The following is a 12,946-nucleotide window of genomic DNA, read 5'->3' as shown; positions in this document are numbered from 1 at the left end:
CGGAATCGGCCCCACCAAGAAAAAAATTCCCCGATTTTACCTTTGGAGGGGTCTATAAAAAATTAGGCGGTGGATTTGGGATTTTCTCGTATTATTGACAGTCTTTTACTGATTTAGTAAGTTATGTCCCAAATCTTTATCATTGAGTGACAGGAGATAACACTTGAAGATCATTATTGTTGGTGCCGGAGAAGTCGGGTATAATATTGCCAGCCGACTGGCTTCTGAAAACAAGCGGGTCATTGTTATTGACAAGGATCAGGACGCTGTTCGACGTCTTTCCGAAAACCTTGATATACAGGTTATTACGGCATCCGGCAGCAGTCCTAAGGTTCTTATTGATGCCGGTATTAAAGAGACTGATATCCTTCTGGCAGTAACAGACAGCGATGAGACAAATCTTGTGGCCTGTCTGATAACCGACTTGATATCCCCCACAACCAAAAAATTTGCCCGGATCAGAAATTCTGATTTTGATCCATATCATGACCGGTTGAAAAAAGAAAATCCCCATATTGATACAGTAATCAATCCTGAAATCGAGGTGGTGAACACCATCAAAAAACTGATGGATGTTCCGGGCGCCGTTGATGTCGGAGATTTTGCTGATGGTCAGGTAAAATATGTAGCTATCCGACTTGACAGGCATTCTCCCATGGCAGGAATGAGACTTGTTGATTTTTCTTCCAGGTTCGGTGAGGACCGGCCGTTGATTGCCGCCATCATCAGAAATGATAACGTTATCGTCCCAAGAGGAAGCAATACAGTTGAACCCGGGGATTTAATCTATTTTGTAAGTGAAACACAAAAACTTGAAAAAATGCTCAAGCTTTTCGGCAAAAAAATTGTGCCTGTCCAAAGAGTTTTTATTATCGGCGGCGGACGAATCGGTGAACGGCTGGCCAAAAGACTCGAAAAAGAGTCAATCAAGACAAAAATCATTGACTCTGACATTGACCGTTGTCATTACCTGTCTGAACAAATGGATAAAGCCGTTGTTCTTCATGGTGACGGATCTGACCAGAAACTCTTTCTTGAAGAAAACATGGGCCAAAGTGATGTTGTTGTTTCTGTTACCGATGATGATGAAACCAATATCCTTGTTTCCCTTCTGGCAAAAAATTTAGGGGTTCACGATACGATCACCAGGATCGGGAAATCAAGTTATTTTCCCCTGCTTGCCACCATTGGCATTGAGAAAGTTGTCAGTCCGAGGCTATCGGCTGTCAGCTCAATTTTACAGAATATCAGGAAAGGGAAGGTCTTATCTGACATTTCAATCTTTGGTGAGAGAGGAGAATTCATTGAAGCTATTGCCCTTGAAACGTCTGACATTACTAACAAGCCATTAAAAAAACTTTCCTTTCCCAAAGGTGCGATTCTTGTCTGCATCATCAGAAACGGTCAAATCATAATTCCAGATGGGGACAGTGTTGTCAAACCGGATGACCGAATCATCATGTTTGCTGTCAAACATGCCGTTAAAAAACTCGAAAAACTGTTGACCGTTAAACTGGATTTCTTTTAATGCGCTGGCAGTTTATCGCACGTATTATCGGTATCCTTTTATTTTTTCTGGGGCTTTCCATGGTTGCCCCTTTACTTGTCAGTCTCCATTATGATGACCTTTCCAGGGACAGCTTTATTCGCTCCATCGTCATCACCACGGTGGCAGGACTCATCCTGATCATTCTGTCAAAAAAACAGGGCGGAGATGATTATATCAACCAGAAAGAGGGGATGACGGCTGTTGCATTAGCCTGGACAGGCATTGGCCTTTTTGGTGCCCTGCCCTTTTATTTAAGCCCTGAATTCACTAGTTTTACCGATGCATTTTTTGAATCTGTCTCAGGTTTTACAACAACCGGATCATCTGTAATGATAACTATTGAAGGAACGACAAAAAGTCTTCTTTTCTGGAGAAGCTTTATTCAATGGCTGGGCGGCATGGGAATTATTGTCTTATCCCTTGCCATACTGCCGTTTTTAGGAGTTGGCGGTATCCAGTTGTATAAGGCGGAAGTACCAAGCCCTGTGCCGGACAAACTTGCTCCCAGGCTGAGTGACTCTGCAAAAATTTTATGGGGTGTATATGCGGTTTTCACCCTGCTTGAAATCATTTTTTTGCTGGGTGGCGGCATGCCGTTGTTTGAGGCAGCCTGTCATGCGTTTACAACCATGCCCACCGGTGGTTTTTCTCCCAAAAATGCTTCCATTGCCCACTATAACAGTGCCTATTTTGATTATGTTATTGTGATATTTATGATCCTGGCCGGAATTAATTTTTCTCTTCATTACCAGATGCTTCGCGGGAAAACTCTTGCCTTCTGGGAAGACATGGAATGCCGATTTTTTCTTGGATTGGTTCTTGTGTTAACCCTTGTAATGACATGGGATATTTATGGTTCTGTTTATACTTCCATTAAAGATGCCTTCCGGTTTGCAAGTTTTCAGGTTGTTTCAATCCTCACAACGACCGGATTTGCAACGGCTGATTACGAAAAATTTCCAGGCTTAAGCCAGGTGATTCTGTTTGTCTGCATGTTTATCGGTGCATCTGCAGGTTCTACCGGTGGTGGAATGAAATGCGCCAGGATCATTGTCTGTTACAAATATTGCTATCGAGAATTGTTTAAAATTATACATCCACGAAGCATCAATCATGTAAAAATAAATAATACGGTTATCCCGGATAAAGTTCTACGAAGCATCATGGGATTTTTGGCCCTTTATATCGGTCTTTTTATTGTGTCAAGTATTCTTCTTGCCGGTATGGGGGTTGATATGATGACAGCTTTGGGTGCAGTCGCAGCCTGTATCGGAAATATCGGTCCCGGATTCGGAACCGTAGGACCCACTGAAAATTTTGCCCATCTTCCGGTAATGGGGAAATGGCTGCTTGCATGGTGCATGCTGTTGGGCAGGCTGGAAATTTATACTGTTATTATCCTTTTCGTTCCTGAATTCTGGAGAAAATAATTAAATAATCCCGGGATGCGTTGCCAGAGAATGTAAAAACTGCCGTGTATGCGTTTTCATTCTTGATCTAAAAAGCTCTACGATTTCCAACATCGAGGCGTACCCTTTTTGAAAATTCGCTTGGAAATCTTCTTCAAATAATTGTTGTGCTTGCTCATCTGAGATCTCTTCTTGCAACTCTGGATTTTTACCCAAGGTCTTCGTAATCATCTGAGCCCGAAAATCCATGCGTCTTTTATATTGTTTTGCGACACTGGACATCATATGGTATGCCAGCTCATGATCCTCTTCAAACAATTGAAGCATCCTCTCGCCTGAAAGGGTTATCATCTCGCATGGTTCCTGACAAACTGCAGAATAAGAGGAGGTTGATCCTTTAAGGAGTGCGGAAGTACCAAAAGAAGACCCGGACTGAATATAATCAAGAATAACATCAATCTCAGGTGTCAGTTCAATTTTAATGGCCACCTGTCCCATTATCAGCATATAAAACGTATCCACTTCCTCATTGACACTTATTAATTGTGTGTCTGTACCGAAAATACTCAACTGGGCTTCATTGGCAATAATCTCCAGCAAATGATCCGGAACATCTTTTAACAGATTGATACGTTTTAAATCTTCTATTTTTACCATTTGAAAGCCTCGTTGCTAAGTTAAAATAAACACTAAAAGGATAAAGGATATAGTAACGGCTGCACCGATACCAATAGGCAGAGTTCCTTCAAGAATATCATTGTAAAGTCTGTTTTTCTTTATTTCCAGCCGCTTATCCCGGTAGCCCAAAGCCAACCAGATATTCACCGCCACAAACAGAGCAATTTTTGCTGCTGTATTTTTAAAAAAGAATACAAGGCCTTTGAGAAATCCCATTACAACGCCTTCGGATATCATATTTAATGTATTTAATCCCTTATCCAGAATGATATATCCTCCCCGGCCAAGCTTTCGATAGAACCAGTCAACATCAAGGTTAATAGATTTAATTTCCGGTGGATAATATCCGGAAAGAATCAAAAGAGCAAAGGCCAGGGCACCAAACATTAAAAGCTGGAGCTGGCCGACAACATGTGCACCAGTATAGGGCACATAATCAACTATAAAGGGCAGAAGATTATATAATGGTTGAGGAAAAACCCCTATAAAAATACAGGCAAATGCTGCAATGCCCATTGCTAATGTCATATTCCATGAAGGATCTTTGGCTCTAATGCCGGAATCATGTCCAAAAAAAGTGAAAAAAGGAACTTTTATACCCGCATGGTGAAACACACCTGCAGAGGCGAATTGCAATATGAGATAGACAAAGACCATTTTTTCATTGACCGTTGCAGTGACGATCATGGATTTGGAAACAAACCCTGAAAATAAAGGAAACGCTGATATGGATGCTGCACCAACAATACAGAAAAGACAAGTCAATGGCATTGTTTTATAAAGTCCCCCGATTTCCGTACACTTGATCTTACCGGTCATCTGCAAAACTGATCCTGCCGCCATGAAAAGCAGGCCTTTATAAAGAATATGGCAGAATGCATGGGCAACAGCACCATTCAGGGCAAGCTGGGTCCCAATGCCGATACCGACGAGCATAAATCCGATCTGATTCAAAAGACTATAGGCCAACACCTTTCTAATATCATTTTCAAGTACAGCATAAAATATGGGTACAAAGACCATAAATGCGCCGATCCAGATAAGCAGGTCTGCCCCGGGGAATGTCCTGATTAAAAGATATACTGCAGATTTTGTTGTAAAGGCACTTAAAAAAACCGTGCTTGTCGGGGTTCCATGAGGGTATGCATCGGGCAACCATGCATGAAGAGGAATGGCTGCGGCATTCAGGGCAATACCAATAAAAATCAGGTATGACTCAATCCCGGTGAGACCGATATAATCAAAGGCAATGGTTCCTGTTTTCTGGATGGTAAGAACAATCCCGGCCAAAAGGAAAAGGCCGCCGATCAAATGAACCAGAATATACCTGAAGCCTGCTTCCCGTGATGCTCTTGTTCTGGATGCAATGATCAAAAATGTTGAGCTGACCGCCATGACTTCCCAAAAAAAATAAAGGGACAGAAAGTCTCCTGCCAAAACAACACCTAAGGTTGAGCCGGCATAAACAATTGCCGCAACATGCTGAAGGTCATCTTTTACTTTCAGGGCAAACAAAATACCAAGAAAAGCCATAATTGTAAAAATATAGCCAAAGATCATTGAAAGCTTGTCAATTCTTCCAAGAATCAGGTTGTAACCCCAGAATTCATATGTCCAGATATTTCCCTGAGGAATATTTACCAGGATATAAAAGGCTGCCACAGGGATTAACAGCATGTATATGGACTTGGTCTTTCCTTTTAAAAAAGGAATCAGAATTGCACCTAAAATAAATATTATTGCAGGAGGAAGCATGTTACTTGTCATAGTAATTCTCTTTTTTCATCACAATTAATCTTAAAATTTTGGCCAGAAAAATAAGCAGAACACAGGAGAAAAAGCCGTAAACAGCAGAAAACCCTTTAACATGCTCAAAAGAGAATGCCGGATGTGGATGAATAAAAAATTCTGAAATCAATAAAATGACCAGAGAACAATAAAAAATGATCAATAGTTTTTTTACGTTTTTGGGATTATCAAAGATTGAAAGTTCTTTTTTCATTATTGCATCCTTGTGTCAAATTAATCTTTTCCCGCCAGATCAAACCGGTTAGTGACCGCCGCCGCCAGTTGAAAAGGCAAATGTTAAATAGATCACAGCGACCAAGACCGCCAAATAAAAAGCTGTTTTATATCCCGGCACAGGTTCATGCCCAAGCATTTCCCAATCTTCTCTTTTATTTTCATCTTTGCTATTCATGCTTCTAACCTTAAAAATTTTTAAATCAAATACCCAAACCGACTTTTATCAAATTGACAAAAACCGTTGGGTAAAAGAATAAAACAATTGAAATAACGGCTGTTATCATCAAAGGAATGACGAGACAAAGATTTGCTTCCTGGATTTTCACCGGAACATTGTCATCCTCTTCTTCACTTTTCCCGAAAAACCCTTTATACACAATGGGTAAAAAATAGAATGCATTAAGAAATGATGATACCAGCAGGACAACCATGAAAATGGTCTGCTGAGCTTCAAGGGTTCCTAAAATCAAATTCCATTTGCTGTAAAATCCTCCGCTTGGCGGAAGCCCGATCACTCCCAGGGCACCAATAAAAAAAGCCGCAAATGTAAAGGGCATTTTTTTACCAAGCCCACTCATCTGACTGATATATTTCTTGCCTGTTGCCACATAAATAGCCCCGGCACAAAAAAACAGGGTAATCTTTCCAAAGGCATGCATGACAATGTGGATGACCCCGCCCAAAAGTCCCTGGGGCGACAAGAGTGCCACACCAAAAATAATATAGGACAACTGACTGATAGTAGAATAGGCAAGCCTGCGTTTTAATTCATCCTGGGAAAGAGCAATACAGGACCCCACAAGAATGGTGACCGAAGCAATGCTCATTACTACCACCCCAAGGTTAAAGTTTGACAACAGGTCAACTCCGAAAATTCCTGTCATCACCCTGACAATGGAGAAGACCCCAACTTTTACAACTGCCACAGCATGTAACAAGGCACTGACCGGGGTCGGCGCAACCATTGCAGCCGGAAGCCACGAGTGAAACGGCATTATCCCTGCCTTGGCAAACCCGAAAACAAACATTAAGAGCAACACAGTGGCCGCAGGTTTAGACAATTGGTCAGAAAAAATACCGGCAGTGGAGAATTCCAGGGTTCCTGTTACATGATAGCAGTAAATCATTGCGGGCAGGACAAGGGCGATGGATGTGCCTAAAATAAAGGTTAAGTATCTTCGACCGGAAATTCTTGATTTTTTATCCTGATGATGGGCAACCAGAGGATATGTAGCCAGAGATAAAATTTCATAAAAAAGGTAAAGGGTCAATAAATTGGCAGAGAATGCCGCACCAATAGTTGCGGAAATAGCCAGGGCAAAAAAGGAGACAAACCGGGTTTGACCATGTTCATCAAGCCCTCTCATATATCCAATGGAATAAACGGATGTCACAATATAGAGGCTTGCCGCTACAATGGCAAACAGCATTCCAAGTCCATCCACTCTGAATGCAATGGCTGCACCGGGAGCAAATTCAAACAGGGTCAGGGCGATCTGTTTTCCTTCAAGTATGACCGGAAGCATGGAAAGGACAAGAATAAGCTTGATGGCCCCTGCAACAAAGATCCATGATTCCCTTACATTGGGTTTGCCGGAAGAAGAGATCAGTACCGGAATGACAAAAAGAGAAACTAAAACTGCCAGAAGAGGTTTAATTGAGATAATGGTTTCCATTTATTTGGTTTACCTTTTTACTATAATCATGTTCATCTTCACTTTAAGAAAGGAAGGATGATCGTATTTACAATAGTCCCTGAATACAGCCCCACAACAATCAAGGAAAGACTGACAAACCCGGACACAATCAGCATGGATACCGGTGCTTCCTCAATTATCACATGGGAATGAGAATCCACATGCCCATGTTCTTCGGGCATGGGTTCAAAAAAGCAGATTTCAAAAACTTTAAAGAATAAAACGGCACAGATCAAACTGGATATGATAAGTGCACCTGCAAAATGATAGGCGCCGGCTTCAAAAGCCCCCAGAATCAAATACCATTTGCTGAAAAATCCGCAGGTTGGCGGCACTCCAATGATACTGAAGGCAGCCAGAACAAATCCTGCCATGGTCCAGGGCATCTTGCCGAACAAGCCCTTCAGATCAATCAAATCAACCGTTTTAAGTTTATAGACCATATTCCCCACAGCAAGAAACAGGGCAAAGGTCATTAACGCATCATTTAAGATGTGTAAAATAGCACCGGTCATACCAAGCTGATTACCCAGCCATGCACCCCCCACCATGTACCCGATTTCACACACAATGATATAGGTGAGCATTTTTTTTAAATTTTTCTGGGAAAGCGCCATAACACCACCGGCAAGTACAGCTATAGTTGCAAGCCAGACTACTGCATCGGCAAGATTCAGGGTTTCAAAAACATAATCAAACCCGAACACCGTGATCAGCAACCGTATCATCACATAAACCATGACTTTGGTCATTAAGGGAGCCACTATCCTTGCAAATGCCACGGGTGAGTATGTATAGGCATTGGGCAGCCAGACATGCATGGGAAAGAGTGCCATTTTAATCCAGATACCGATCATCATCAAGATAAATGCAACCAATACCGTGGAGGAACCATGGATACCGGACAGAATATTTGCCACGTCAAGCATGTTCAGGGAACCGGTTTTAAGATAAAGATAACCCACACCCAGAAGATAGAAACTGGCACCGATAACCCCGATAAAAACATAATTCAGACTGGCCAGAGGACCTCTGTCCCTGTCTCCCAAAGCTACCATGGCGTAGCTGGTCAATGAGGTGATTTCAATCAATACATAAAGATTAAAAAGGTCGCCTGTAGCTGTAACACCTAAGAGCCCTGTCACAAACAAGAGATAAATAGTATAAAATGACCCGGCCCTGTCATTTGTTTCTATCTCAACACTTTTGTAGCTTGCCAAAAGATTTAAAAAGGCAATGCTTGATACCAGCAAAAGTACCATGGCATTTAACAGATCAATTCTATATTCAATGCCCATGGGCGGTGTCCAGCCGGCCATCTTATACTGGATCGTGCCGGAATCTATGACCTGCATCAACACTTTGAATGCAGAAAAGGTTGAAACGGCAAGACCCATCAAAGCAATTGGGTATGACAATCGTTCTTTTATCCAGACGGCGAGCCCGGCTAAAAGGGCGGCTAAAAGCGGTGCAATAACAATTAGTGCGGGGTAATTATCCATAGTTTATTTTTCCGGCCCGATATCAGCTAGGCGCATCCTGAGTTCATCTTCTTCCAGGGTTTGGTACCGCTGGTATATCCTGACAGCTAATGCCATGGCAACGCCGAAGGTTGCAACAGATACAACAATGGCAGTCAGCATTAGAACATGGGGCAAGGGATTTATATAATCAGCCGCGTGGATGGCCGCGCTGTGGGCACCCTGTCCGCCATGGGCATTTTGAATGATCGGTATAGTGGCATCCGTCTTATATCCTATGGATACATAAAAGAGGATAATTGCTGTTTGAAAGATGTTCATACCTACCAGTTTCTTTATCAGATTGTTTTTTGCAATCATGGCATAAAGGCCGATCATCATTAAGATCACATAGAGCCAGTAGTTGTATTTTGCCACAATCAGGGGTAACAAATCAGTCATAGCCTTTACCTATAGTCCTTCATCATGTCTGCCTTCGGAGACGATATTAATATAAATGATGGCCATTGCTGCCGTTACAGCAATTCCCACACCGATTTCAACGCCTAACATACCCAAAGCCCTGATATGGTGAGGATCTCCCGGTACTAAAGGAGCCAGTCTTGAATAGTCCAAAAAATTACCCCCCATGAACATGCAGATGACTCCAATCCCGACATAAATTAAAACCCCGAGAGCAGCAAAAATTCCAAAAACTTTTTCCTTCACCCGCCTTACCAGCGTTTTCAGATCATAAGAAATGGCTAAAAGAATCAGGCTGGAACCAAAAATTACCCCGCCTTGAAAACCACCACCGGGCGAAAAATCTCCATGGGCCACGACATACATGGCATAAATCTGGATAAACGGGATTAAAATCCGGCAGACAGTTTTTATAATCAGGTCAGACGGCACCCAGTCTTTATCCATGTGTTCAAATTCTTTTCCCACCTTCAGGATTTTTTTACTGTCTTTCACATGCAGGATAACCCCGGTAGGGGTGTGCCGGTAAAAGCGTTCTTTTTTCTGACTGAAATCCCTTAACAAAAGGAAACATGCCAGGCCTGCACAAAAAACAACGGCTGTTTCAAACATGGTGTCAAATCCACGATAATCAGCAAGAACCGCCGTTACGAGGTTGGGAACCTGTGTTTCCTCAACCGCTTTTTCAATATAATGATCTGAAAGATGGATTGAGGCCGGAGAATTAGGATCACCCCAGTCCGGGAATTCCCCTGTTCCATACAGCAACAATGCGCCTGTCAGGCAAACAATAATAAATCCTAAGAATCTCAATCTTTTGTCCTCCTGCTAGTCCTGAAAACAGCTGCAACAAAGAAAACCGTACTGACTCCTGCGCCAACTGATGCTTCGGTAAAGGCAACATCGACTGCGCCCATAACAGCCCAGAGCAGACACATCATAAATGAATAGGCACCAAATAAAATGGCTGTTCCAAGCAGATCTTTGACAGATATGGCAGCAATCGCGCAAAAAATGACAAAGGTTAACACAATCAAATCAATTGGCCAGTGCATGATTAACCCTTTCGTTTCTTTTTAGTCCAGTGTCTCAACCCCGCCCGCATTCCGGCATCAACAATGGAATGGGTGGCTGTGGGACTGGAGAGAAACACAAAAAATACAATTAAAAACATCTTTGCTGAAAGCAGCAGGGCGTCAAAGGAAAAATGGTGAAGGTTGTATATGGCAAGCCCCGTCACCATGGCAAAAATCCCCAGGGTATCCAGTTTGCCTGCCGGATGAAGCCTGCTGTAAAAATCCGGCATCCTGATGATACCGACCGCTCCACCCAGAAAAAAGAATAAGCCAGTAACTAAAAACAAAATGACAAGTATATCCATGGTTACTCCAAATTGATGATTAATCCATAAAGGATTCTTCGTACAGCCCTTTCCTTTTGTGGAAATAGCGTGATGCCGCCAGTACGGTAACAAAATTTAGAAACGCATAGGCCAGTGCAATATCAACAAACATGTCAACACGCTCATAAAGAAAACCGATGAGCAGTAAAAGAATGACAGTTTTACTCCCGATGGCATTGACGCCGATAAGCCGATCCAGAACCGTAGGACCGAACAAGGCTCTATACAGTGAAAAAAGCATCAGAAAGCATAATCCCAATGCAACGCTTAGAAAAAAAGTGGTCATATCTCTTCTCCAAAAACTTTAGCAACTTTTTTTAACATGGTGCCCGGCAAGGCATCGGCTGATTCCCTGTCAATGGCATGCACCCTGAACACACCGTCACTGTCCGCCGTTACCGTAATGGTTCCAGGCGTCAGGGTAATGGAATTGGCCAGGGTTGTTATGGCTATATCGGATTTTAAATTGGTTTTAAAAGTAATAATGTGGGGATCTATCAACTCTTTCATCCGTGGGTGAAAGGCCAGATACAGCAGGTGGAAATTGGCTTTAATGATTTCCCAGATCAACCAGGGCATATAACCGATAAATCTAAAAAACACTTTCCCATATCCCGATTCCATTACTGGAAATAACAGGTCGTAAAAATAGTACGCCACAAAAAAGCTTGAAATACCCCCCAGCCATAACAACAGAGGATCAAATTTTCCCGACAGCACAATCCAGGTTAAAAACATTAAAACAAATGTAACCAGAAAAGAAAAAAATGATTTAAAACGCGTGGATGTCGGCTTGCCGTCATTTTTGGCAATACCATTACCTGAAACTATCAATGAACCACCCTCCCTCAAATATCATGAGAATCAAAAACCAAAAACAAACTATTTTTCAACACCATACAATTTACGGAATTTCCCATACAGCTTTGCCATGGCGCCTTCTTTTTTTGCTCCTGCTTGGGATCTGTCAGATCCGGAGGATGATTGTTCCTGTTGAATTCTGTGATTATAAGCCGCGTTTATGGTTTCAATAAGCGTATCCATATCCACGGGTTTTGACAAAAATTTAAATGCATTATATTTACCGCTTTCCAGCGCATTTTCAACACTTCCATGCCCGGTGAGAACAATACAGGGCAACGTCGGCTGCAAGTCCTTCAGCCTTTTTTGAACTTCAATCCCATCAATTCCCGGCATTTGCAAATCCACAACAGCCACATCAAAATCTTCTTCAGCAGCAGCTTTTACCCCTTCTTCACCTGAAAAAGTTGTTTTAACTGTGAATCCGTCAAGCACAAGTCGTTTGGCAAGATATTTCAGAAATGTCTGTTCATCATCTATAAATAGGAGTTTCATAATATGTCCTTACAATGATAATAAATCTATCAATCTCCATTTTAACCAACCTTTGCATATAACAAAAGTATGATTTTGAGTCAACACTCAATTTATCAGGGGAACACACATAAATATTTCAAAGCCCCTGTTTTTACTGATTATTGATAGATGTCCATAAAACATTTTTCCGCATCGCTCGTCCCAATCAAGACCATTTCATCATGTTCCCCAAGAAGAATCAAAGGTTCGGGATTAATATTTAATTTATTCTCTCTGCCAATAGCAATTACACTGCAGCCCGTTTGTTCCCGAATTTGAGTTTCAGCAAGGGATTTGCCCACAAGAGCTGCATGTACTGGCGTGCGGAAGATATACAATCCTTCTGCGAACATCACTACTTTATTGGGTTTTAAAAGATTAATTATAGTATTTGCTGCCATGGAAGCATGTGACATGACAAGATCTGCTCCAGCACTGTGCAGTTTGGAAATATTTCGGTCCAGATTAGCCCTGCTGACAATCTGTATATCGGATCGCAGTTGACGGCAATAAATGGTAAGATAAATATTCATGGAATCATCATGAGTGGTAATAATGACAGAAGTAGCTTCCTGTATGCCGGCCCGCTTCAAGGTATCAAGATCAGCAGCATTGCCTTCAATATAATTGTTATTTTGAATGAATCTCGCCCTTTTTTCCACAACTTTGTAAACAATCTGTCGGTCTTCCAAGACCTGTGCCGCTGCACGCCCGACACGGCCACCGCCCAATATGAGAACAGGAGCATCAGTGGTGTGATAAACACTGTAAATGGAGAAGACCTCGTCATATTTTTTGAGCTGTTCAGCCGAGCCGGCAAGCACGAGCACAGTCGTGGAATCTATTCGAGTCTGTGGCTGCGGTAT

At 42.2% G+C, this 12,946-nt stretch carries 16 protein-coding genes; 2 read left to right on the top strand and 14 right to left on the bottom strand.

Annotated features, from left to right (window positions below; all coding sequences use genetic code 11):
• Positions 1–163 precede the first annotated feature (163 nt).
• Complete coding sequence (gene trkA / locus QAI40_RS14555) at positions 164–1,528, top strand: Trk system potassium transporter TrkA (protein WP_299980003.1); 1,365 nt, start codon at positions 164–166, stop codon at positions 1,526–1,528.
• Positions 1,528–2,979: a TrkH family potassium uptake protein gene (locus tag QAI40_RS14550; protein ID WP_299980005.1), complete on the top strand. Its 1,452-nt coding sequence runs from the start codon at positions 1,528–1,530 to the stop codon at positions 2,977–2,979. Before trkA ends, QAI40_RS14550 begins: the two co-directional genes overlap by 1 nt.
• Here QAI40_RS14550 and QAI40_RS14545 read toward each other — a convergent pair whose 3' ends face one another.
• The 14 genes from QAI40_RS14545 to QAI40_RS14480 all read right to left on the bottom strand — a co-directional run.
• The gene (locus QAI40_RS14545) at positions 2,980–3,615 is read right to left on the bottom strand and encodes a Crp/Fnr family transcriptional regulator (RefSeq protein WP_299980007.1); all 636 of its coding nucleotides are present in this window, start codon (positions 3,613–3,615) and stop codon (positions 2,980–2,982) included.
• 15 nt (positions 3,616–3,630) lie between these two features.
• Positions 3,631–5,403, bottom strand: a complete 1,773-nt coding sequence (locus QAI40_RS14540) for a Na(+)/H(+) antiporter subunit D (RefSeq protein ID WP_299980008.1) — start codon at positions 5,401–5,403, stop codon at positions 3,631–3,633.
• Positions 5,393–5,638 carry a hypothetical protein gene (locus QAI40_RS14535; RefSeq protein ID WP_299980010.1) on the bottom strand — a complete coding sequence of 82 codons (246 nt, stop codon included), beginning with the start codon at positions 5,636–5,638 and terminating at the stop codon, positions 5,393–5,395. Before QAI40_RS14535 ends, QAI40_RS14540 begins: the two co-directional genes overlap by 11 nt.
• Before the next feature lie 48 nt (positions 5,639–5,686).
• Positions 5,687–5,836: a hypothetical protein gene (locus QAI40_RS14530; protein WP_299980012.1), complete on the bottom strand. Its 150-nt coding sequence runs from the start codon at positions 5,834–5,836 to the stop codon at positions 5,687–5,689.
• 25 nt (positions 5,837–5,861) lie between these two features.
• Positions 5,862–7,337, bottom strand: coding sequence for a monovalent cation/H+ antiporter subunit D family protein (locus QAI40_RS14525; RefSeq protein WP_299980013.1), 1,476 nt, complete (start codon positions 7,335–7,337; stop codon positions 5,862–5,864).
• Positions 7,338–7,375: 38 nt separating this feature from the next.
• Positions 7,376–8,860: a complex I subunit 5 family protein gene (locus tag QAI40_RS14520; RefSeq protein ID WP_299980015.1), complete on the bottom strand. Its 1,485-nt coding sequence runs from the start codon at positions 8,858–8,860 to the stop codon at positions 7,376–7,378.
• Between the two features lie 3 nt (positions 8,861–8,863).
• Positions 8,864–9,280, bottom strand: coding sequence for a cation:proton antiporter subunit C (locus QAI40_RS14515; RefSeq protein WP_299980017.1), 417 nt, complete (start codon positions 9,278–9,280; stop codon positions 8,864–8,866).
• Between the two features lie 9 nt (positions 9,281–9,289).
• Positions 9,290–10,114: a Na(+)/H(+) antiporter subunit B gene (locus QAI40_RS14510; RefSeq protein ID WP_299980019.1), complete on the bottom strand. Its 825-nt coding sequence runs from the start codon at positions 10,112–10,114 to the stop codon at positions 9,290–9,292.
• Positions 10,111–10,356, bottom strand: a complete 246-nt coding sequence (locus QAI40_RS14505; RefSeq protein ID WP_291347925.1) for a Na(+)/H(+) antiporter subunit B — start codon at positions 10,354–10,356, stop codon at positions 10,111–10,113. The genes QAI40_RS14510 and QAI40_RS14505 overlap by 4 nt, the downstream gene beginning before the upstream one ends.
• 2 nt (positions 10,357–10,358) lie before the next feature.
• The gene (gene mnhG, locus QAI40_RS14500) at positions 10,359–10,682 is read right to left on the bottom strand and encodes a monovalent cation/H(+) antiporter subunit G (protein WP_299980026.1); all 324 of its coding nucleotides are present in this window, start codon (positions 10,680–10,682) and stop codon (positions 10,359–10,361) included.
• A gap of 19 nt (positions 10,683–10,701) precedes the next feature.
• Positions 10,702–10,989: a monovalent cation/H+ antiporter complex subunit F gene (locus tag QAI40_RS14495; RefSeq protein ID WP_299980028.1), complete on the bottom strand. Its 288-nt coding sequence runs from the start codon at positions 10,987–10,989 to the stop codon at positions 10,702–10,704.
• The gene (locus tag QAI40_RS14490) at positions 10,986–11,537 is read right to left on the bottom strand and encodes a Na+/H+ antiporter subunit E (protein ID WP_299980029.1); all 552 of its coding nucleotides are present in this window, start codon (positions 11,535–11,537) and stop codon (positions 10,986–10,988) included. The genes QAI40_RS14495 and QAI40_RS14490 overlap by 4 nt, the downstream gene beginning before the upstream one ends.
• 48 nt (positions 11,538–11,585) lie before the next feature.
• Positions 11,586–12,059 (bottom strand): response regulator, encoded by a 474-nt coding sequence (locus tag QAI40_RS14485; protein ID WP_299980030.1) that lies wholly within the window; start codon positions 12,057–12,059, stop codon positions 11,586–11,588.
• 140 nt (positions 12,060–12,199) lie between these two features.
• Positions 12,200–12,946 (bottom strand): potassium channel family protein (locus QAI40_RS14480; protein WP_304511722.1); only part of this gene is annotated, 747 nt, incomplete at its 5' end.

It is taken from the genome of Desulfobacula sp. (assembly GCF_030611305.1).
In the GTDB taxonomy this organism is placed as follows: domain Bacteria; phylum Desulfobacterota; class Desulfobacteria; order Desulfobacterales; family Desulfobacteraceae; genus Desulfobacula.
Note: the sequence above shows the minus strand (reverse complement) of the source record. Positions and strands in the feature narration are given on the sequence as shown.